The organism is Bacillus sp. FSL K6-6038, assembly GCF_038050455.1.
GTDB lineage: Bacteria > Bacillota > Bacilli > Bacillales > Bacillaceae_G > Bacillus_A > Bacillus_A pseudomycoides.
The window spans coordinates 3322384-3344706 of sequence record NZ_JBBOUH010000001.1 but is presented as its reverse complement, the minus strand read 5'-3'; the positions used below and the strand labels follow the sequence as shown (position 1 = coordinate 3344706).

General features: G+C 35.9%; 19 protein-coding genes and 1 pseudogene. 15 read left to right on the top strand and 5 right to left on the bottom strand.

The features are described from left to right. The first annotated feature begins 79 nt into the window (after positions 1–79). Positions 80–799: a class I SAM-dependent methyltransferase gene (locus NSQ40_RS17600; protein WP_098609975.1), complete on the top strand. Its 720-nt coding sequence runs from the start codon at positions 80–82 to the stop codon at positions 797–799. 228 nt (positions 800–1027) lie between these two features. Here the strand turns inward: NSQ40_RS17600 and NSQ40_RS17595 are convergent, their stop codons facing one another. Then, positions 1028–1402, bottom strand: a complete 375-nt coding sequence (locus tag NSQ40_RS17595) for a hypothetical protein (protein WP_033796303.1) — start codon at positions 1400–1402, stop codon at positions 1028–1030. Between the two features lie 137 nt (positions 1403–1539). Here NSQ40_RS17595 and NSQ40_RS17590 point away from each other — a divergent pair, with 137 nt between their 5' ends. The 5 genes and pseudogenes from NSQ40_RS17590 to NSQ40_RS17570 all read left to right on the top strand — a co-directional run bounded on the left by NSQ40_RS17590 (position 1540) and on the right by NSQ40_RS17570 (position 8101). After that, positions 1540–1875, top strand: coding sequence for a hypothetical protein (locus tag NSQ40_RS17590; protein WP_026008529.1), 336 nt, complete (start codon positions 1540–1542; stop codon positions 1873–1875). 13 nt (positions 1876–1888) lie between these two features. Further along, positions 1889–2092 (top strand): annotated as a pseudogene (locus NSQ40_RS17585) (P1 family peptidase); the annotation flags it as partial. A 318-nt stretch (positions 2093–2410) separates the two neighbouring features. After that, on the top strand, positions 2411–4510 hold the full coding sequence (locus tag NSQ40_RS17580; RefSeq protein WP_258248267.1) for a vWA domain-containing protein: 2100 nt from the start codon (positions 2411–2413) through the stop codon (positions 4508–4510). Positions 4511–4539: 29 nt separating this feature from the next. Beyond that, positions 4540–7902 (top strand): tubulin-like doman-containing protein, encoded by a 3363-nt coding sequence (locus NSQ40_RS17575; protein ID WP_003199008.1) that lies wholly within the window; start codon positions 4540–4542, stop codon positions 7900–7902. Between the two features lie 58 nt (positions 7903–7960). Next, the gene (locus NSQ40_RS17570; RefSeq protein ID WP_003199007.1) at positions 7961–8101 is read left to right on the top strand and encodes a hypothetical protein; all 141 of its coding nucleotides are present in this window, start codon (positions 7961–7963) and stop codon (positions 8099–8101) included. A 34-nt stretch (positions 8102–8135) separates the two neighbouring features. Here NSQ40_RS17570 and brnQ read toward each other — a convergent pair whose 3' ends face one another. Beyond that, the gene (gene brnQ / locus NSQ40_RS17565) at positions 8136–9482 is read right to left on the bottom strand and encodes a branched-chain amino acid transport system II carrier protein (RefSeq protein ID WP_033798273.1); all 1347 of its coding nucleotides are present in this window, start codon (positions 9480–9482) and stop codon (positions 8136–8138) included. A 662-nt stretch (positions 9483–10144) separates the two neighbouring features. Here brnQ and NSQ40_RS17560 point away from each other — a divergent pair. From NSQ40_RS17560 to NSQ40_RS17540, 5 genes are all read left to right on the top strand, one after another. Next, positions 10145–11527 carry an APC family permease gene (locus NSQ40_RS17560; RefSeq protein WP_003199002.1) on the top strand — a complete coding sequence of 461 codons (1383 nt, stop codon included), beginning with the start codon at positions 10145–10147 and terminating at the stop codon, positions 11525–11527. Positions 11528–11767: 240 nt separating this feature from the next. Continuing rightward, positions 11768–12007 (top strand): DUF1294 domain-containing protein, encoded by a 240-nt coding sequence (locus NSQ40_RS17555; protein WP_087943336.1) that lies wholly within the window; start codon positions 11768–11770, stop codon positions 12005–12007. A gap of 224 nt (positions 12008–12231) precedes the next feature. Then, complete coding sequence (gene rarD, locus NSQ40_RS17550) at positions 12232–13173, top strand: EamA family transporter RarD (protein WP_258248268.1); 942 nt, start codon at positions 12232–12234, stop codon at positions 13171–13173. A gap of 78 nt (positions 13174–13251) precedes the next feature. After that, positions 13252–13677 carry a divergent PAP2 family protein gene (locus tag NSQ40_RS17545; protein WP_003198996.1) on the top strand — a complete coding sequence of 142 codons (426 nt, stop codon included), beginning with the start codon at positions 13252–13254 and terminating at the stop codon, positions 13675–13677. Between the two features lie 157 nt (positions 13678–13834). Next, the gene (locus tag NSQ40_RS17540) at positions 13835–15694 is read left to right on the top strand and encodes a terpene cyclase/mutase family protein (protein ID WP_003198994.1); all 1860 of its coding nucleotides are present in this window, start codon (positions 13835–13837) and stop codon (positions 15692–15694) included. Between the two features lie 83 nt (positions 15695–15777). Here NSQ40_RS17540 and NSQ40_RS17535 read toward each other — a convergent pair whose 3' ends face one another. Continuing rightward, positions 15778–15927 carry a YfhD family protein gene (locus NSQ40_RS17535; RefSeq protein WP_003198992.1) on the bottom strand — a complete coding sequence of 50 codons (150 nt, stop codon included), beginning with the start codon at positions 15925–15927 and terminating at the stop codon, positions 15778–15780. A 132-nt stretch (positions 15928–16059) separates the two neighbouring features. Between NSQ40_RS17535 and fabG the strand changes: the two genes are divergently transcribed. After that, on the top strand, positions 16060–16800 hold the full coding sequence (gene fabG, locus NSQ40_RS17530; protein WP_003198990.1) for a 3-oxoacyl-ACP reductase FabG: 741 nt from the start codon (positions 16060–16062) through the stop codon (positions 16798–16800). A 109-nt stretch (positions 16801–16909) separates the two neighbouring features. Here fabG and NSQ40_RS17525 read toward each other — a convergent pair whose 3' ends face one another. After that, positions 16910–18394: an aldehyde dehydrogenase family protein gene (locus NSQ40_RS17525; RefSeq protein ID WP_003198988.1), complete on the bottom strand. Its 1485-nt coding sequence runs from the start codon at positions 18392–18394 to the stop codon at positions 16910–16912. A 274-nt stretch (positions 18395–18668) separates the two neighbouring features. Here NSQ40_RS17525 and NSQ40_RS17520 point away from each other — a divergent pair, with 274 nt between their 5' ends. Both NSQ40_RS17520 and panF read left to right on the top strand, forming a co-directional pair. Beyond that, on the top strand, positions 18669–18947 hold the full coding sequence (locus tag NSQ40_RS17520) for a YhdT family protein (RefSeq protein ID WP_003198986.1): 279 nt from the start codon (positions 18669–18671) through the stop codon (positions 18945–18947). A gap of 3 nt (positions 18948–18950) precedes the next feature. Next, positions 18951–20384, top strand: a complete 1434-nt coding sequence (panF, locus tag NSQ40_RS17515; RefSeq protein WP_033796307.1) for a sodium/pantothenate symporter — start codon at positions 18951–18953, stop codon at positions 20382–20384. A 173-nt stretch (positions 20385–20557) separates the two neighbouring features. Here the strand turns inward: panF and NSQ40_RS17510 are convergent, their stop codons facing one another. Beyond that, positions 20558–21073: a DoxX family membrane protein gene (locus tag NSQ40_RS17510; protein ID WP_033796308.1), complete on the bottom strand. Its 516-nt coding sequence runs from the start codon at positions 21071–21073 to the stop codon at positions 20558–20560. A gap of 251 nt (positions 21074–21324) precedes the next feature. On the opposite strand from NSQ40_RS17510, the gene NSQ40_RS17505 reads away from it, so the two are divergent. Then, a complete protein-coding gene (locus tag NSQ40_RS17505; RefSeq protein WP_033796309.1) occupies positions 21325–22257 on the top strand; it encodes a nucleoside hydrolase in 933 nt (310 codons plus the stop codon). The last annotated feature ends 66 nt before the right edge of the window (positions 22258–22323 follow it).

The following is a 22323-nucleotide window of genomic DNA, read 5'->3' as shown; positions in this document are numbered from 1 at the left end:
TGAGAAAATAGTACGTTATTTTTGCACAGTACATTACGTTTATGCATATAGGTATTCTAGAAAAAAGAAGGAGAATCTTATGAAACGGAATGTATACATTGACTTTTTAGCTTATTACGGAATTGGAAGCGCACATCCTGGTGGTTTTACATTAACAAAACAGTTATTGGCACAGTTACCATTATACCGTGAAGCAAATGTGCTTGAAATAGGATGCGGAACAGGGCGTACAGCAGCTTATATGAAAAAACAATATGGTTATAACGTCACAGCAGTTGAAAATAATGAAATTATGATTCAAAAAGCAAAAAATAGATGGTCACAAGAACAATTATCCATTGAACTGATTAAAGGAACTGCTGAACAGTTGCCGTTTTTAAATGAGAAGTTTGATCTTGTATTAGGTGAATCTGTACTTGCTTTTACAAACAAAGAACAGGTGATTCCTGAATGTTATCGTGTCTTGCAAAAGAACGGGAAACTTGTTGTCATTGAAATGATAATTGAGAAGCACTTAACAAAAGAAGAAGAGGAGAAAATACTACAATTTTACGGAATAAAGGAGTTACACACAGAAAAGGAATGGATTGATTTATTTCAAACGACAAACTTCAAAAGGATAACGATTGTAGGTGGAGGAACGATTGCCGAAACGATTGCAGGACAAATGGAACAGCCAGAATGGAACCTGTCACATTTTATTCCGGCTGAATTGTACGATGCATGGGTGCAGCACGAGCAGGTATTGCAAATGTATCAACATATTTTAGGGCACCGTGTATTTATTTGTGAAAAATAAAAAGCAGATTAAAAAATCTGCTTCATTTATCCTACTATTTGTGGGCAGTAATATTCTCACCTCAAAATTTAGCAAAAGCACAGAAGTTAGGTGAGAGATAACCTACCCGTAAAGGCCCGATTGATGAGGGCTGATTAAAGTTTCACTTTATTCGCGTATGATAGGATAACTGTATTCCATTATTTTTGAAAAGGAGTTAACTAAAAATATAGTTGGCTTCTTTGTATATTAGATGAAAAATAATGCAGCTAAAGCAATACCAAAAATAAATCCGAAACCTAATTCAACGGCACCACTTCCGCAAAATCCTCCTCTACAGCCTCCATCAAAGCCACAGCCTCCATCAAAACCAAAGCCTCTATCAAAACCAAAGCCACAATGGTTACATTGACCTAAACCACCACAAAAATCACAGCCACCACCTGCATATGCATCATGGTAACCAAATCCTGTATCAAAAGATGATCTATAGGGTTCAATCCAAACAGAATCATTTGTCACATCAACAATCTTACCGATATGAACATAACCATCTACATCTTCAATACGTACAACTTTACCAAAATAACGATGACAAGTATTGTAACATTTTTGACAATGCATGTTCTTGCCTCCTTCCATATACAGTAATACGATATGTCATCGGGACAAGTGCGGCTTGTACGATTTACCTAAGTTTCATAATTGTTACGAGAAAGGGGGAATATATGGTGAAAGTGTATGAAAAAGGAGTGGGAAGTATGGAACCTAAAGATCAATTTCAAACATATGAAGTTCCTTGGAATGAATTTACGAATGCCCTTCGTAGTGAAATGGAAAAGCAAGTAGGAGCAGATATTATTGACCAAGTCGTTTGTGATTTAAAGGATGGGTTTGAAGTGTATACATATATACAAGGAGATTTAGATTTTGAATATAAAGAAGAACTTGAACGAAAACTTGGGAGTGATGGGAAAATTCCTAATTTATTAACTGTTATGTTATTAGCAAGTATTTATCATACAAGCGAAGAGAATATTCGTCTGCATGCGGATCGTAAAGACAATCCTATTGTTGAAGTATATGTGAAACAATAAAACACGCTGTTATAGGCGTGTTTTTATTTGTATGGAAAAATGTAAGGAAATTCACACTTTAAGGAGAGGGGATATTGTGATTGCTTTTTCAACAGCGCATCGTATTCCTCATACCATTGCTACAGAAACTTTACAATATTCTTTTTTACGTGAAGATGGTAAGGAAGTTTCATATCTGTTTACGATGACTGTAGAAGTGATAGAAGAGGATATTTAGAAAGCTTTATGCGTAGCAAAAATGACAAGTGGAAGTAGGGGATATTTAGAAAAAACACCGTATTCAAAGGTGAAAAGTTATTTTTAATAGAAGAGAAAATCAAACTTTTTTATAGGGATTTTTTGTATGAAGAGTCTGTTTTGATTAATTCGCTTTCAAAACAAGATCGTTACTGAAAAGGAGGTTATCATTCCAGTAATTTAGTTTACATAATGACATTATAATGATCTACATATCCCAAAATACAAGTCATATATCTTGTTTCTTTTCATAAATTTAAACATAGGAATTTGTCTACAAAGGTGGCGAAGCCTCATCATGAAGATTCGAATTTGTGCCACATTCATCTTTTTTCTATTATTGTGTTTGAATCCTTTTTCAACTTTTGCAAAAGGAGAGGAGGCAAAAGAAAGGGTCGTTTCACTTGTATATGATGATTCTGGCAGCATGAGAAATAACGATCGCTGGAAATATGCCAACTATGCTTTGCAAAGTTTAGTTGCATTATTAGATGAAAAAGATAGATTTTCATATGTTCCAATGAGTCGTCCTACTGAAGCGTTAAATATCACACTAACAAATGAAAAAAGACAAACAGAAATTGATCAAATTGGAGCGTGGAAGAATTATTTAAATACGCCGTTTAGCGCAGTAGAGACCGCAATGCAATCTATTAAAAAGGCAGCGGACATAAATGGAAAACGTGAATTTTGGCTTATTGTATTAACTGACGGGGCATTTAATGAATTAGAAAAAGAAAAGACCGGCGGTAAAGAACAAATCACGCAGAAACTGGAACAGTTTAAAAAAGAAATGGAAGCGAAAAAAATATCATTGCATCCAGTTTTAATAACAATGGAAGAAAACTTAGGACAGCAAGAGCAACAACAGATGAATACGTTTAAAGAAATTTGGAAGCAAGAAATAAATGGTATCGTTATGCCAACGAGTGGAGAAGATGGAGTCATTCAAAGTGTAAATCAAGCTGCTGCCTTGGTTGCGAATCGAGATCCGTTTTCTTCTGTTGAATCTGTCGTGAAAACGACTATATCTGGTAACAAATTAGAGATTACTACACCATTCCCATTAAAGCGAATGACGCTCGTACAACAATCTTTTAATACATCGCGATATCGGATAGACCAACTTGCCAAACCATTAGCAGTACAATCGTCCTTTTCGATTCATGCACCAGGAGAATCAAATTTATATGGTGGTATTACTCATATTGGTGCTACGAATCATGAAGTGATTAAACCAGGGACATACACGTTAGAAATTGATAGAGATATTGTGAAAGAAGGATCGAAAGTACTTGTTGAACCAGCACTTGATTATACCATTGCTACTTATGATAAAGAGGATAAAGCGAAAAAAAACGTCGAGAAAATGTATGAGGGAACGAAAGCAGTGATTGAAGCGAAACCAACGGATTTACCAATCCAATCTTCTTATTTCCAAGCAGAAGTAGAACTAGATGGAAAGCTGTATCCGATGAAATGGGATGATAAAAGACATGTGTTTTACTATGAATTACAAATTAAAAACCAATTTGTACGTGGGAAAGTTCATATGAATATAAAAGGGTTTTACAGGCAAACGAGAGAATTCCGAATTGATCCGATGCCAAAGGCAAAATTATCTTTACAGGTCATTACGAAAGATTATGAAGAAAAGGTAACAAATTTAGAAAAGAGTAAACCACTTGTCCTGCAGCCATTACTGAATGGTGAACCAATGACAGAAGTGGAGGTGAAAAAGCTACTGGAATCTACTGGTGTCACATCTCATCAATCGATTAACTACGAATTGCGGCAACATGACAATCAAATTTATGTGTATCCTCGTCCTTACTACTCCGATACATTCAATTTTACAGATACCGGCACCATAGAAGCTACCATCACTATAAACGGTTCAAAGTTACAAGAAGTGAAGAAAACGATTTCGTTTTATATTCAAAATGCACCATTTTGGGAACGGTATGCGCTAATTTTTCAATTTGTAATCCCGATTGGTTTACTGCTTTTGCTTGTTGCGATTCTTATTTTAGGATGGATTGTCCGGCCAAGGTTTCATCGTAAAGCAATGTTATATTACGAATGGGATCAAGAAGTAGCAAAAGATTGGCTCTATCAATCTGAACCAGAATTATTAAGAAACAAGTGGTGGAAACATTATTTTGGCATTCCATTTCGAGCAGAACGAAAGACGGTACAATCAGTAACTTTTATAGCGAAAAAAGGTTCGAAGTCTATATTTGTAGCAAAGGAATCACAAGTGATTGGTATGATTATTGACGGTATGTTTATAACAGAGGAAGAGGCCGGAAATGAGCATAAGACATTATATCCGAACGAGATTTTACTAATTGATCGTGGGTATGGAAAAGAAATTTATCGATATGAATGTGAATAATAGGAAGTTCAAATAGGAAGGTGGTTCACATGACATTACAAGTTCCAACAATTTTAATTGGCTTAGGTGGAATCGGGAGTACCGTTACACACCAAATATATGAGAAATTGCCAGAGGAACGACGTAAAAAGGTAGCGATGCATGTCTTTGATACAGATGTGAATACATTAAGTAAATTTGAGCATATTCGTAAGTTCAAGACTCAAACGAGCTCTAGTAAAACGCCGCGAGAATATATTGCAGGGGATCCAACGATCCCGGAATGGTTTCCAATGGACCCTACTATTCTGGATAAGCCGTTAACTGAAGGAGCTGGTCAACTGCGTGTGATTTCACGCTTAGCTCTTCGGGCAGCGATGAAAGAAGATAAATTGACTGCTTTTTGGCAAGAAATCGAAAAGATTTTTCCTGTCACAAGTGATCAAACAGAGTATGGTGTTCGAGTTATTATCGTTACATCATTAGCTGGTGGCACTGGCTCGGGTATGTTCTTACAAATTGCGTTGTACCTACGTGAAATGCTTCGTAAGAAATTGCAACATCATAACATTTTAATTCGCGGTGCGTTTTTAATGCCAGATGCACTTGTTAAGACGCGCACCGTTAGTGCGAAAGAATTTGAAACTGTTCAGGCAAATGGTTACGCGTCATTAAAAGAACTTCATGCAATTACACTTGGCTCAACGGGTGAATTATCAAAGCGGGGCGGTGTAACAATTGAACTAGAGTATCGTCCAGATCAAGTGGATGAAGACGGAAGAACGAATCATACAATTAAAGAGCATCATTTACCATATAATTATTGTTTCTTATATGATTATGAAAATTTACATGGTCATCATTTACACAATCTATCAGATTACATGGAACAAATGACAAATACGATTTATTTACAGTTATTTAGTCCGATGTCCACAAGTCATTTTGCACAAGAGGATAATCAAATTCAGCAGTTGGCGGAATCGAACGGAAAAGCACGTTATTGTGGTGCTGGAACTGCAAAGCTTATTTATCCATATGAGCATGTTTTAAAATATTGTGCCTTGAAATGGGCTGTGCAAGGATTAGATGAATCCTGGCTACATTTAGATCAATTGTTTCAAGAGAAAAAACAGCGGTATGAACAAGATGTTCGTCGTGGTATGCAGCGTGAGAAGCCAGAGCGGGGAAAGAGTTATTTAGAAGATTTAGAGCATCTTGCCACTCGCCCAGAACAAGCACATATTTTCTATAGACAAATGTACAATGAAACACGCGAAGGTGCAGAAGGTGGTAAGGTAGGCGTCGCGAAATCAAAATTATTTTTAGAAGCGGTCGAAAGTTACGTGCAGCGTACAGTACAAAAAGATGAAGAGTTAAACAGATTACAGCATGAGTGCAAAATATCTGCTGCGAAGCTTAAAATGATGGAGCAAATGAAGGGCGAAGTAGCAAGAGTTGATCACGCTGTCAGGTTGTATGCCTATGCGATACCGAGCCGTGTGCATGAGCATGTGACGACACTTTTATATGACATGATAGAATCAGACCGCTATACGCCTAGTGGATCAGAGGGGCAGTCATATCAACTAAATACATGGTTTTTAAAGAAAACAGAAGCTGTTCATCCAGTGGCTGCTCGTTTCATGCTGTATGAGATTCGAAAGCAATTAGTAGAGAAAATGAATCGATTACATGAGAACAATGAACAGAAGCGTAATCTAATTCAAAACTATGATAAGAAATTTAATGTGAGCAATATTGATGGTACAGTAACAGCTGTGCGACGTGTTGAACTTGCACAGCAACAAGGTTGGTTTGGCAAAATGTTTTATAATCAGCAGCGTATGTTCCGAAAAGAATTTGAAGATATAGTGACGCAATACGTGCATAAGTTAAATGAATATCGCAAAGAAATGCTACTGGAACTCGTTTATCAATCGCTATATCAGGCAGTAAATAAAATGATCCAACATTGGGAAAGGTTCTTTGATAATTTACAAGAAACACGTGAAAATTTGCTGTTTGAAATTCAAAAACGCAGCAAAGAATTTGAAGGGAAAACAAATCCAACGAATGTATATGTGTTAGCAGATGAAAAGCTACAAGAAAAAATATGGCAAGATATGCAGCAGCATTTAAACTTAGGTGTGCTTCCAAAGGATATATCAGCAGAGATGTATATGAGCTTGTATGCGGAATATTGCCGCGATGCACAAGCAGAGGAAAGTCAATCGAAGAAAGTAGAGGATTTTTATCGGGAGCATATTTTAACGTATTGTTATAACGAGCTCCAAGTCCGATATCGTGACAAATTAGAACTCAATATTATTGAAGCATTGCGAAAAGAAGCTGATTTTAAAAAGCGTGATCGTAATGAATATGTGAGAGAAAAAATTGAAGATCTCTTCCATCTAGCAAGCCCATTTATCCCGAAGGTAGCCCATCATCGAGAGTTACAATATTGGGGTATACATCCATCACTAAAACAGGAACTACAGGAAGAACTATTGCAAGAAATGTTTCAAGAAAAAGATACAGTGAATGAAGCATTTTCACCATTTGAAGTAATTTGTTACCGAGCTCATTATGGATTATCATTACAAGATTTTCCTAAGCTTTCATCTGGACATCTTGCAAATGGTTTTATGAATGATAAAGGAGATTATTTTCAGTCTTATTATCGACGTGTGAATAAATTGAATATTAAAAAATCTAATTTAACACCACATTTAGATAAATATTGGCACTTACCAGCCTTCATGCCCGATTTAAATGCAACGCAAACGAAGCTAGATTATGATAAATGTAATCGTGCTCTTCTTTATGCATATATGTACCGGTGGATTAGTCTTGTCGCTGTCGATGGTCAATTTGTATATCAATATAATGGTGTAGGGCGAAGCTTTTTAATTCAGTCAATGGGGAAAAACATTTCAAGTGAAAGCTATAAATTACATCGAGCATTACTTCATAATCCGTTTATTTATGAAAATATTTTGTCCCGTTTTGAAGAAGAGCAGGAAAAAGCAATGCTCCAAGGCGGACATTTGTATACACAGGCCTTTGTATTAGGGGCTCAGGATGTGAGATGGCTTAGAAAAGAGCACGTTCATAATATTTTAGACATTATTTTAATGTACGACCGGGAGGCAAAATACGATCCAACGTTAGAAGAAACATCAGATGAATTATTGCGATTACTTCTTGATGAAATGGAGTTGTATTTCCAAAATTATTATGGAACAGGTGCAGATATGGTTGCGAAGAAAGAGAAAGAAATGTTTGTAAAACAACTATGGGACCGTTCGTATGCGAAAGGGTATGTTGATCCAAATAGTGCGCCTTATAAAAAATGGCAGCACTTATTACATGTTCAAGATGAAGAACAAGATACAAAAACGAATGTGTAGGGGAAAGATAGGGAACCCTTAAGTATGGAAATACTATTTATGAAAAGAGGGGTTCTAGGTGCCATTTTTAGGAAGTGTGTATCAAATATTTGGATTATATCCGGAGATTTATCATGCGATGATTTCTGTGGAAATGCAGGAAGAAGAATTACGTAATGAGCATGTGGAAAAGAGGAATGAAATAGAAATGGAAGATTAAGAAAAAACCATGCAGATTTTTATCTGCATGGTTTTTAATGATTCGTTTTCGGAGTACTAGTAATGAATTTCATTCGGAATACAAAAATAAAGTAACCAATACACCCTCCAATAAATGCAGGACAGATCCAGCCTAAACCTGCATCGTATAAAGGAAGAATTTTAGAAAAAGTAACATTAATTGCTTGAATAGGTATATTTGCTGCATTTAGTCCATCAAACAAACTAACGACAAAAGTTAGGAGTAAGCTCCATTGATATACCTCTGTTCTACCTTTAAATATAGGGTGTAGAAATGTTAAAACAATTAGCATAATTGCTAGTGGATATATCGCTGTAAGTACCGGAACAGAAACCGCAATTAATTCTGTCAAACCAAGATTTGCAATCAATGCGCTAAAAATAGAAAGCATAACAGCAAATGTTTTATAAGATATTTTCGGGAATACTTTATGGAAGTATGAAGAGCATGCTGTTACAAGTCCAACGCTTGTTGTTAAACATGCAACAGTAATCATTAAGCCTAACAATAAATTTCCTAAAGAACTAAAATAATAATTAGCTACTTTAGCTAATACTTCTCCTCCATTTGTTAAGTGCCCTAGTTTAGATACGCTAGCGGCTCCCATATAAGAAAGGGAAGTATAGACAATTGTTAATACAATTGCTGCAATACCAGCAGCCTTTGCACAAACGCTTACTATTTCTTTTTTATCATAAGTACCCTTCTCTTTTATAGCATTGATAATAATAATACCGAATACAAAAGATGCAAGTGTATCCATTGTTAAGTAGCCTTCTTGGAAACCTTTAAAAAAAGAATTGTTCACGAATTCTTTTGTAGGTGCCTGAATAGGGCCGATTGGTTGGACAAACGCTGCAACTACTAAAATCCCGATGAATGTAAGTTTGATAGGTGTTAAAAGTTTCCCAACAACATCTACAATTTTCGTTGGATTAAATGAGAACCAACATGTAATACTAAAGAAAATGATTGTGAAAATAAGTAATGCAACCGTTTCTGTTCCGTCAGATAAAAATGGTTTTACACCTATTTCAAAAGAAACACTTCCAGCTCTAGGGAGTGCAAATAACGGACCAATTGCTAAATAAAGAATAAATGTGTACACAGCACTGAACCAAGGATGAACACGATTCGCTAATGTTTGTAAATCATCACTATCAGAAATGCCAAATGCTAGAACGCCTAGCAAAGGAAGACCTACTCCTGTAATTAAAAATCCAGCAGTAGCAATCCACACATTATGCCCAGCTGCTTGTCCTAACATAGCTGGGAAAATTAAATTTCCAGCACCAAAAAACAGTGCAAATAACATAAGGCCGATTACAAGGACACGAGAAAAGGGTACTTTATTTGCCAACTTAAAACCTCCATTGAAATAATTCTTTAAAATACCATAATGCCACATAGAAAATTCTGAATTTTAAAATTGTTATATTCACAACGTTTTTTATTATACTCATATGAAATTTATATAGCAACCAAAAAAAAATTTTTTGAATTAATAATAAAAAGTAAATTTATGATATGAAATTTATATCATGCAAATAATAGAGTTAAGATACAATCAAGTGACTATGGTTTTTATTTCACAAAAATAATTTCAATTATGAAATAGTTGAGCGCACATGTGTCTTGTAGGGGATAATGAATAAAACATTAATATTAGAAAAATGAATCAAGGGATATTCCTGGTAATAATTGAGATTTAATAATTTGGATTTGTAAAATAACAATCTTCATTACATAATTATCCATTCTAGAGTGATTGATCTTATTATTGACAATTGAATTAATTATATGATAAATTCAATCCTGTTTCTTAGTGATGCATCATTTGAAAGAATATCGTATAGATAATTTCAAATGTGCATTTCGAAAAATTCTGTTTTTTTCGAAATGCAAAGTTTAGAAATAAGTAAAAATTATAGCTATTGAAAAATAATAATTATAAAAACTTTAAAAAGGAAAAGAAGAAGTTGTACTTAGTAAGGGATTATATTGAAAACGAGGTTTCTATTAATGAGTCTACTAATTAAAAAGGAAATGAATGAAGAAAAGAAAAGGGTATTGAACCAAACGTTAGGAGCATTTGATTTAACTCTTTTAGGAATCGGGGCAATTATTGGAACTGGTATTTTTGTATTAACAGGTATTGTGGCAGCGAAACATGCTGGCCCGGCAATTGTTCTATCTTTTGTATTGGCTGCAATTGTTTGTGCATGTGTGGCATTTTGTTATGCTGAATTTGCTTCTACTGTTCCAGTATCCGGTAGTGTATATTCTTATACATATATTACATTAGGAGAAATTTTTGCTTTTATAGTTGGTTGGTGTGTCATGTTAGAGTATTTATTAGCGACCTCTGCGGTAGCAGCTGGGTGGTCCGCTTATTTTCAATCATTACTTCTAGGATTTCATATTAAAATTCCTACTCTTTTTGCCTCGGCACCGGGCATGGGGAAAGGTGGAATCATTGATTTACCTGCAGTTTTTATTGTTTTAGTTGTTACATTTTTATTAAGTCGTGGTGCGAAAGAAAGTGCGCGTATTAACAATATAATGGTTATTATTAAACTTGCTGTTATTTTAGGATTTATTATTGTAGGTGGACAATATGTGAAACCAGAGAATTGGCAACCATTTCTTCCGTTTGGATTTCACGGTGTTATTGGAGGAGCGGCTACTGTATTTTTTGCCTTTTTAGGTTTTGATGCAGTTGCTACAGCAGCTGAAGAAGTGAAACGCCCACAACGCAATGTTCCAATTGGTCTTCTTGTATCGTTATGTATTTGTACAATTCTTTATATTGGTGTTTCATTTATTTTAACAGGAATGGTACCATTTACTGAATTGAATGTAGCTGATCCAGTTGCATATGCATTGCGTGTTGTAGGAGAGGATAAAATTGCAGGTTTGTTATCAGTAGGAGCCATTGCTGGTTTAACTACAGTTCTTTTGGTAGCCATGTTTGCTTTTGTACGGGTATCTTACTCAATGAGTCGAGATGGATTACTTCCAAAGAAGCTTTCAAGTGTGCATAAACGTTTTCAAACACCATTCCTTAATACGTGGATTACAGGAATGCTCGCAGCACTTTTAGCGGGGCTTGTAGATTTGAATTTATTGGCGAATTTAGTGAATGTGGGAACGATAACAGCTTTTATATTTGTATGTATTTCGGTAATTGTACTGCGTAAAACAAACCCAAATATTGAAAGACCATTTCGTGCACCGTTGGTTCCTTTTTTACCGATAATGTCAATAATAAGTTGTATGTATTTAGCTTTAAATCTTTCTAAAGTAACTTTAATCAGTTTTATGGTTTGGGTTATGCTAGGTATTTTGGTTTATTTTGTGTATGCTAAAAAGCATAGTAATGTAAGAAAAAGAAATGGCGCATAAAGTGTAATAACCATCCCCTAAGGTGGGGTGTTGGCCGTCATCAATTTAGCTTTACTGCTTGCGAATAGCGGATAAATAATTGAAATAACAGCTGTAGGCTGAAAAGATAGCTTGTTTACAAGTAATTCTTTACTGTCTACAGCGATTTTTATTTGTATATAAATAAAAACCCCATTATTGTAGAAAGAATTAAATTTAAAAAAGAAAGTGATGTGAGAATTAATAATGTTCGTAAAATGTATGTATATATTGTGTATTAGTGTCATTGCTTTTTCGATGATGGGACTTGATAAACGTAAAGCAGTGAAAAAACAATGGCGTACCCCTGAGAGTACATTGTTTTTAATGTCTGCAGCAGGAGGAGCAATCGGAACGTGGATTGGAATGTATGTTTTTCACCATAAAACTCATAAAAATAAATTTAAAATTGGTATACCGCTTCTTGTTGCTATAACTTCATATGTTTTATGGGTAATTTAGGTTTACTTGGTTAGTTAGAGTTCGTACAACAAATTAGGTTCCTATGAGGAGTCTAAAAGGAATTTAGCTGTTTTCTGCTAGGTTCTGAAGTATGTCATATTAAAAATAAGTAAGTTTTTTGAAAAAGGAATTTCATTGTCGAAAAAGATAGGGAGAGAATATTTGTAAAGGTTTAAAGATACACCTTATAATGAAGGGGAAAAGAGAAGAGGAGAAAAGGGAAGATGGAGAGTCAAAAAGCACTGCAAAAGCAAGGGATTTTATACGCAGCTGGTGCTTATATGATGTGGGGAGTTCTTCCTGTTTACTGGAAATGGTTGGGGGAAGTTCCTGCAGAAGAAATATTAGCACATCGTATTGTTTGGGCATTTGTTTTTATGTTACTAATTTTGGGAGTATCGAGACGGTTGGGGCAATTTCAGAGTGAACTTGTGAGTCTTTTTAAACGACCTAAATTATTAATTTCATTAACGATCGCTTCCGTTTTAATTAGTGGGAATTGGTTTGTGTACATATGGGCTGTGAATCAGAATCATATCATTGAAGCGAGTATTGGTTATTATATTAATCCTCTTGTAAGTATTTTACTTGGTACAGTTGTTTTGAAAGAAAAACTTAACTTTTGGCAATATGTTGCAGTTGGTTTAGCAGGAATAGGTGTTATTATTTTAGCGTTTCGATACGGTTCAATTCCATGGATTGCTCTTTCACTGGCATTTACATTTGGGTTATATGGGTTAACCAAGAAATTGCTGAATTATGATGCAATGATAGGACTTACGATGGAAACAATGATTGTGACGCCTCTTGCATTCATTTATTTAGTTATGATTGGTGAGCATGGTTTTGGTTCGTTTGGCTCTATTTCGTTTACTTCAACGCTAATTTTAATGGGAGCAGGGATTGTTACTGCATTACCACTTTTTTATTTTGCAAAAGGAGCACAACTTATTCCGCTATATATGATTGGATTTTTACAATATATTTCTCCGACCATTAATCTTATTTTAGGTGTTTTTGTGTTCCATGAGCATTTTACGTCAGCTCATATGACAGCCTTTTTCTTTATTTGGGTTGCATTATTGATATTTTCGATAGCAAAAACAAAGTTTTTGCTTCGGAAGCAACCAAAGTTTCTTAAAAATAAATCAGCAAAAGTATCATAAAGCGTAGTATTTTCTACGCTTTTTTCTTTATACTTATAAATATAGAATTTCCATTACTGCAAGTAGGGAGCTGGAAATATGGAAACAATTTTACATAATGATCCGCTTATGGCAGCTGTAATTGCCTGGTTTTTGGCGCAATTAACGAAAGTTATTATTAAGTTAGTAAAGACAAAAGAGTTCGATTTTGCACAGTTTTTTGCTTCTGGTGGAATGCCAAGCTCTCATTCTTCAACAGTTACAGCGTTAGCAACAGGTGTTGGGATGGTGGAAGGAATCACGAGTGCAGTTTTTGCTATAGCAGTCATTTTTGCTATTATTGTCATGTACGATGCTTCAGGAGTAAGGCTCGCGGTAAGTAAACAGGCGAAGATTTTAAATGATTTTTTTCATGGCAGACAAACCGAATATAAAAAGCTGAATGAGCTTGTTGGACACACGCCTTATCAAGTGGTTGTCGGAGCTATTTTAGGAATTGTTGTTGGAATTGGATATTGTTTATGAGCAGAATGTGTATTTACATGTTCTGCTTTTATCATTTTAACCGAGAAGCCTCCCCTCCTCTAAACGAAGTGAAGGTGGGGGTAGTTCAATTGTTTTATACATAATTGCGTGCGAAGTGGCATATCGTATACGGATTTAGAAAGGGTAGGTGAAAAGGGTGTTATTATATGAAAAAGTGCGTCAAGAAGTCGAGCGGAAAGTTACTGCACTTCGAACGACGCAATATCAAGATGGGGCTTGGCGTTTTTGTTTTGAAGGTTCTCCATTAACCGATTGTCATATGATTTTTTTACTAAGATTATTAGGACAAAATGGTGAGATGGAGCCATTTGTTACTCGAGTTGCATCTCTTCAAACAAATGAAGGAACCTGGAAGCTATATGAAGATGAATCTGTTGGCAATTTGTCTACTACAATTAATGCATATGTCGCTTTACTTGCTTCTGGAAGGTATACGAAAGAAGATATAAATATGAAGCGTGCAGAAGCGTTTATTCGGAGGCAGGGTGGGATTACAAAGGCTCACTTTATGACGAAGTTTTTATTAGCGCTTCATGGAGGATATGAATATCCTTCTTTATTTCACTTCCCAACACCCATGTTATTTTTACCTGAAGATTCCCCGCTTAGTATATTTGAGCTAAGTAGTTCCGCACGTATTCACCTCATTCCGATGATGATTTGTATGAATAAACGATTTACTGTGTCCAAAACGATTTTTCCTAATTTAGATTATATTTCAGGTGGGAGTAAAAAGCAGTGGTTCCGTGAAGAACGTTCACCATTGTTTCAAACGCTTCTTGGTGACGTGAAAAAGTTTTTATCTTATCCGTTATCTTTACAACATAAGGGATATAAAGAAGCAGAGCGTTTTATGATTGAGCGGATTGAAACAAATGGAACACTATACAGTTATGCGAGTGCTACATTTTATATGATTTATGCATTGCTTGCACTTGGGCATTCGATTCAGTCACCGCTTATTTCCAATGCAGTATTAGGGTTGAAATCTTATATATGGAATATGAACAAGGGGACACATCTTCAAAATTCACCATCTACAGTGTGGGATACAGCTTTACTAAGTTATTCGTTGCAAGAAGCAGGTGTACCAAATGATAACCAAATGATTCAAAAAGCGACAGATTATTTGTTGCAAAAACAACATAAGGAGAAAAAAGATTGGAGTGTGCATGCTCCATCACTAGACGCTGGAGGTTGGGGCTTTTCTGATGTGAATACAACAATTCCAGATATTGATGATACAACAGCTGCCCTAAGAGCGATAGCACGAAGCCGAGAAGGAAATCAAAGAATAGAAGAAGATTGGAGAAAAGGCATTGAATGGGTCAAAGGGTTACAAAATATTGATGGAGGCTGGGCAGCTTTTGAAAGAGGTGTAACGAGTCATTTTCTGACTCATTTACCACTTGATAACGCAGGAGACATGACTACGGACCCGTCTACGTCAGATATTACAGGTAGGGTGTTGGAGTTTTTTGGAACATATGCTCCGCACCAGCTAAAAGATGACCAAAAGGATCGAGCAATTAAATGGTTAATGCAAGCACAGGAGAAGAATGGATCATGGTATGGAAAATGGGGAGTGTGTTACATATACGGTACTTGGGCAGTCCTCACAGGTTTACGTGCTGTAGGAGTTCCATCTAATCATACAGCTTTACAAAAAGCAGCTACATGGTTAGAGCGTATTCAACATAACGATGGAGGTTGGGGAGAGTCTTGCAGGAGTAGCATAGAAAAGCATTTTATTTCGTTACCGTTTAGTACACCATCACAAACGGCATGGGCACTCGATGCACTTATTACTTTTTATGATACGGAAACACCTGTCATTCGAAAAGGGATTTCTTATTTACTTGCACATCTAAATCAGAATCAGGATTATCCTACAGGCATAGGGCTACCAGATGGTTTTTATATTCGCTACCATAGCTACCATCATATATTTCCAATCCTTACTTTTGCGCATTATATCAAAAAATATATGAAATAAACCGAGAAATTATCTCGGTTTATTTCATTTTGTATGGGTAGTAGTAGGTCCCAATTGCAAAAGGATAAGGGCGAGATAGCGCCTTATTTTTGTTTAGACTGGCGTTTTTGACGTGCATCGGCGGCGTCAGCACGTGCATTTGCTTCTAAGTCATCATGATCAGCAAGTTCACGAGAGAACTCTACATCGATGCCATCAGAAGTTTTGCTATACCCTAGGTTCTTTTTGTTCATTCGACACAATCTCCTTGTGTTTATGCTATGTTGCAAGTTTAGTTTGACACAAATAGACTTTTTTATACAAAAAGGATTTGGAAAGCATAAAGCCGAAATATACAGTATAAGTAATAGAAATGGGGGATAGGGATGGATTTTTTACATGGGAAAACAGCTGTTGTAACAGGAGCAGCGCAAGGGATTGGGAAAGAAATTGCTTGTACTTTTGCAAAGTTAGGTGCAAAGGTGTTAATCAGTGATGTAAATGAGAAGAAATTAAAAGAAACAGCAAGAGAATTTTTAGACCAAGGATATGAAGTAAGTTTATACGCATGTGATGTGAGTAATCAAAGTGAAGCGAAATCGTTAGTCGAATACGCAGTTCAAACATTTGGAGAATTACATGTTTTAGTGAATAATGCAGGGATTACAAGAGATGCGATGTTACATAAAATGGAGAAATCAGCTTGGGAGCAAGTAATGCAAGTAAATTTAACAGGTGTGTTTTATTGTATGCAACCGGCACTTCTTTACATGAGGCAGCAACAATTTGGACGTATCATCAATATTTCTTCGATTAGTAGGGAAGGTAATATTGGGCAAGCAAATTATGCTGCAACGAAAGCGGGCGTCATTGGATTAACAAAAACGGCAGCAAAAGAAGTGGGCGGATTTGGTATTACTTGTAATGCCATTTGTCCCGGTTTTATGGATACAGATATGACAAAAACAATACCAGATAAAGTGAAAGAGAAGATGGTTGGTGCAATCCCAGTTGGAAGAATTGGAATGCCACAAGATATCGCGAATGCAGCGGCCTTTTTCGCTTCAGAGTATGCTTCTTATATTACAGGCGAGGTATTAAATGTGAGTGGTGGCTTGCAAGTGTAAGAGATAGTTCCATATTTTCAAATATGTTACGGAATAAAATAATTGGATTTTCTAAAAAATTTGTTACATAATAAGTAGAGCCTGACCAACTTTGGTCAGGCCCTTTCATTTAGTTTAGGTTCACCCAAACACTCTTCACTTCTGTATAGTTATTTAATGCATAAGAACCCATTTCACGGCCAAGGCCAGATTGCTTAAATCCACCAAATGGAGAAGCTGCATCAAATACGTTGTAACAGTTTACCCATACTGTACCAGCACGAACTTTACTTGCAATGTAATGTGCATTCTTTACATTTTCTGTCCATACACCAGCGGCTAAGCCAAATGATGACTTATTTGCACGTTCAATTACTTCGTCAATATCATTAAACGGCAATGCAGAGATGACAGGACCAAAAATTTCTTCTTTTGCAATTGTCATTTCATCATTTACGTCCGCAAATACAGTTGGAGCGACGAAATAACCTTGCTCGTATGGTTTGTTTCCACCAACAAGTACTTCTGCGCCTTCTTCGATCCCTTTTTCAATGTATCCCATAACGCGTTTTTGTTGTTCTTCAGAAACAAGAGGTCCAATTGTAGTTTGTGGATCTAGACCTGCACCTTGTGTTAATTTTTTTGAATATAGAACAAGGTCAGCCATAACATTATCATACATTTTCTTTGGAATAAATAAACGTGATCCTGCACAGCATACTTGACCTTGGTTAAACATAACACCGGAAAGTGCTGCTGGGATTGCTCGAGATAAATCAGCATCTGGTAAAATAATATTCGGTGATTTACCTCCAAGTTCTAATGTAACTCGTTTCAATGTTTCAGATGCTTGTCTCATAATTTGTTTACCAACCGGAGTAGAACCCGTAAATGCAATTTTATCAACGAGAGGATGATTGACAAGAGCTTGTCCAGCTGTCTCGCCAAATCCTGGTACGATGTTGACAACGCCTTTTGGGAATCCAGCCTCTTCAAATAATTCAGCTAAGTATAGAGCGGAAAGAGGTGTTTGTTCTGCTGGCTTCAATACGATTGTACAACCAGTTGCAAGAGCAGCCCCCATTTTCCACATTGCCATTAGAAGAGGGAAGTTCCATGGAATAATTTGACCAACGACACCAACCGCTTCATGGCGTGTATAGTTAAAATATTCTCCAGAGACTGGGATTGTTTGACCGACAATTTTTGTAGCCCAGCCAGCGTAATAACGCATATGTTCAATTGCAAGCGGAATATCTGCTGCTAATGTTTCACGGATTGGTTTACCGTTATCTAATGTTTCAAGTTGTGCAAGTTCCTCTTTGTGTTCCTCCATTAAATCTGCAAGTTTATACATAAGACGGCTGCGTTCAGCGCCGCTCATACGCGACCAAGGTCCTTCATCAAATGCAACTCTAGCAGCTACTACAGCTTTATGAATATCTTCGCGACCAGCTTCGGAAACAATCGCAAGTGTTTCGCCAGTTGCTGGGTTAGGAGTTTTAAATGTCTTTCCGGAAGCGCTTTCGACGAACGCCCCATTCACATATAATTTTTTTGTTCCTTGAAGAAATTTCTCTACTTTTTCATGAAGATTTACAGCTAGTTGACTCATTGTATAACCCCCTTGAAAATATAATGTAAACGCAGTACGAGACGGCGTTTATTCCTGTAACAAGGTTGTAAAGAAACTAGATGGAAGACCTCTAATTTTAATCATAAATAACAAAGACTGAAAATTCAAATTTCATTTACATTACAATTGTAAAAATTATGTAATACGGAGTTGGATTCTATATATTTGCAAAAAATCCTTCTAGTTTTTCTTTTCTAGTAGGAAAAACTAGAAAAACAATGTTACAATTATACATCGTGAGAGGAGGGAGAAAATGAAGGATTATCATGATGATCCACGCTTTCGAATTGCCCATAGAGAGGCGTTAATTGGTCTTGGACTTGCTTTTATCAATTTTATAATATGGTATGGATTTGCCTATGGGCTTGGGAGTAAAGATCCAAGTGAATATACATATGTATTAGGTTTTCCGGCATGGTTTTTTTATAGTTGTATAGTCGGTTTTGGTGTAGTAGTTATACTTCTTATTTTAATCGTGCGTTTTGCATTTCAAGATATTTCGCTCGATGAGGAAGAAAAAAGTGAGGAATGATAAATGAATTGGTACGTAATAATCCCAATGATAATTTCTTTTATCGTTGTATTTTTAATTGGTGTATATGCATCAAGACGTGTACAAGCAACCGCTCATAATAAATTTTTACAAGAATATTTTCTTGGAGGACGTGAGCTTGGCGGTCTATTATTAGCTATGACAATGATTGCTACGTACGGTAGTGCGAGTAGTTTTATCGGTGGACCTGGAATTGCATACAATATGGGGCTTGGATGGGTATTATTATCAGCAATCCAGGTTGTAACGGGTTACATTGTCTTGACGGTAATTGGTAAAAAGTTTGCAATCATTGCAAGAAAGATGGAAGCAATTACGCTTATTGATTATTTAAAAGGAAGATATAATCATAAAGCAGTGGTCATTCTTTCAGCAGTATGTATTATTATCTTTTTATTTTCAGCAACAGTTGCTCAGTGGGTTGGAGGCGGAAGGTTAATTGAATCGTTAACAGGTCTTTCGTATACAACGGCTTTATTTCTTTTTACATTCTCTGTACTTGTATACGTTTTAATTGGTGGATTCCGCGCAGTTGCTTTATCTGATACATTGCTCGGCATGATTATGTTAGCAGGTACGACAATTATTTTAATTGCAACAGTGATTGCTGGTGGCGGGATTGAAAAGATTATGCAAGAACTGGTTCGAATTAATCCCAATTTAATTACACCATTTGGTGCAGATGGCAGTTTAACGAAAACGTATGTGACATCATTTTGGATATTAATTGGTGTTGGTGTTGTTGGATTACCGCAAATTAGCGTGCGTGCGATGTCTTATAAAAATTCAAAAGCAATGCATCAAGCGTTAATAATTGGCACAGTTGTTGTTGGTACAATTATGATTGGCATGCATTTAACAGGTGTGTTTGCGCGCGTGGTGCTTCCAGGTGTAACTGTACCAGACAAAGTAATGCCACTTCTTGCGATGGAAGTATTGCCACCTTGGCTTGCTGGAATCTTTTTGGCTGCCCCAATGGCGGCAATTATGTCAACGGTAAACTCACTTTTACTACTGGTGAGTTCATCCATTATTAAAGATATATATGTGAACTATATAAATGAAAATGCGGCGGATACAACAATAAAAAAAGGAAGTCTATGGATTACGGGTATCATTGGTTTACTTGTATATGCCGCAGCTATTAAACCGCCAGATTTCTTAATATGGTTAAACTTATTTTCCTTTGGTGGCTTAGAAGCAGCATTTATTTGGCCTATTGTTTTAGGGCTATATTGGAAGAGAGGGAATGCAGTTGGCGCGCTTGCATCCATTCTGGTTGGTGTGAGTTCTTATATGCTATTTCACCTTTGTTTTCCAAATCCGTTTGGTATACATACAGTTGTGTTTCCGATTTGTTTTGCTTTCATTGCGTATGTAATAGGTAGTATGCTAACGTCAAATAAAACGGCATGAAGATATATGTGTGAATGGCATATATAAAATGGGTATGTTCTACAGTTTTTAATCAAAAAATAGAAAAGATGTTTGGATTTGAAGAGTTTATAATCTAATTAAATAAATTTGTTATAAAAATAGAGCTCGTATTGCATTTATAAGAGCTCTACTTTTTATAATTAAAAACTTAATTATGATGCAAATTTATGTGTAGGATAGGTTGGATAGTTATTTTTATGTTTATGGAAAAGTTTTCGAAAAACAAATCCGTCTAGACCAACACGTCCAGCGTTATGTCCTGCAACTAAAATCAGTATAGACAATAGTATCATATTTGGATTTGTACTTATAGTTCCACTTAAAAGAAAAGCAGTGTTCATGATTAATCCGAAAAATGCTGCGGTTTTCGTAAGCCCTCCTAAAAGAAGACCAAGCCCAACTAAAATTTCTCCCCATTGTACGAGAAAGCTAAATAAATCAGCATGTGGAAGAGCAAAGTGTTGTAGAAAATCAGCCCACCAACCTTGTACAGCTGGATGATCTCCACTCGCTTTGGCAATTGCATCTTTTAAAAAACCGCTTGCGTTAAATGATTGACCGAAAAACTTCCCTAATCCAGCAGATAACCAAGCGTATCCTAAATATAAACGAAGGGGTAATAGAATAAATAAAGCTTTTTTGTTATTACGTAAAAAATCAATAAACATAATAAATTCCTCCGATACATAATAAAATGTATTTACAAGTTTATTATGTATTTTTGTGAATCGAATCACAATGAACGAAATTTGAACAAATGGTTCAATCCAGTGGTTGTTTGAATAATTCATCGTTTGTTCAAAAAGCAGTGTGTGAATACAGTGTGATTTTAATTTATGGCGTATATGGTTTAAAAAATAGTTAACATGTATTTTGGTTTATACCATAATAAGAGGTGAAGGGATGGGGGGGAAGTGCCATGAAAAAGGTGCTTTTTTTGGGAGATCCAGGTATTGATGATTCTTTAGCCATTATGTATGGGCTATTACATCCTGAGATTGAAATCGTTGGGATTGTAACTGGATATGGAAATGTAACACAAGAGCAAGCAACGAGCAATGCTGCGTATTTAATGCAACTAGCAGGCAGAGAGGATATACCAATTATAAATGGAGCAAAAATGCCATTGTCAGGTGAATTTACAACATATTATCCGGAAATTCATGGAGCGGAAGGATTAGGGCCAATTCGCCCTCCAAAAACGATTCAACCAAATATTAAATCGTTTTGTGCAATCTTTGACATAATCCAGCGTTATAAAAAAGAAATTATTATTGTTGATACAGGAAGATCAACAAGTTTAGCAACGGCGTTTATATTAGGAAAAGATATAATGAAAGATGTAAAAGAATATTACTGTATGGGTGGAGCATTTCTTGTTCCAGGGAATGTTACCCCTGTAGCAGAGGCGAATTTTCATGGAGATGCACTTGCTGCAAATTTAGTCATGCAGTATGCAAAAAACGTAACATTAATCCCTCTAAATGTTACAAGTGAATCAATCGTTACACCTGAAACTGTGCATTATATAAAAAAACATTCACAAACTGCATTTAACAAATTAATTGAACCTATATTTCAATATTATTATAAGGCATATAAGAAAATAAATCCGAAAATTAACGGAAGCCCCATTCATGATGTGCTTACGATGATGGCAGTTGTAAATCCTTCTATGATTGAATATGTATATCGGAAAGTAGAAGTTGATTTAGAAGGTAGTGCAAAGGGGGAAAGTATCGCTGATTTTCGGCCACAACCCGATGCGAAAGCTCTTAAAAATTGGGTGCGAATTGGGTGGAAATTAAATTATAAGAAATTTGTTGAAAATTTTGTTCGAATTATGACATAGACATAATAGGAGATGACAAGTTAAAATAATAGAGACGATTATTTAGACAATCGTCTCTATTGTCTT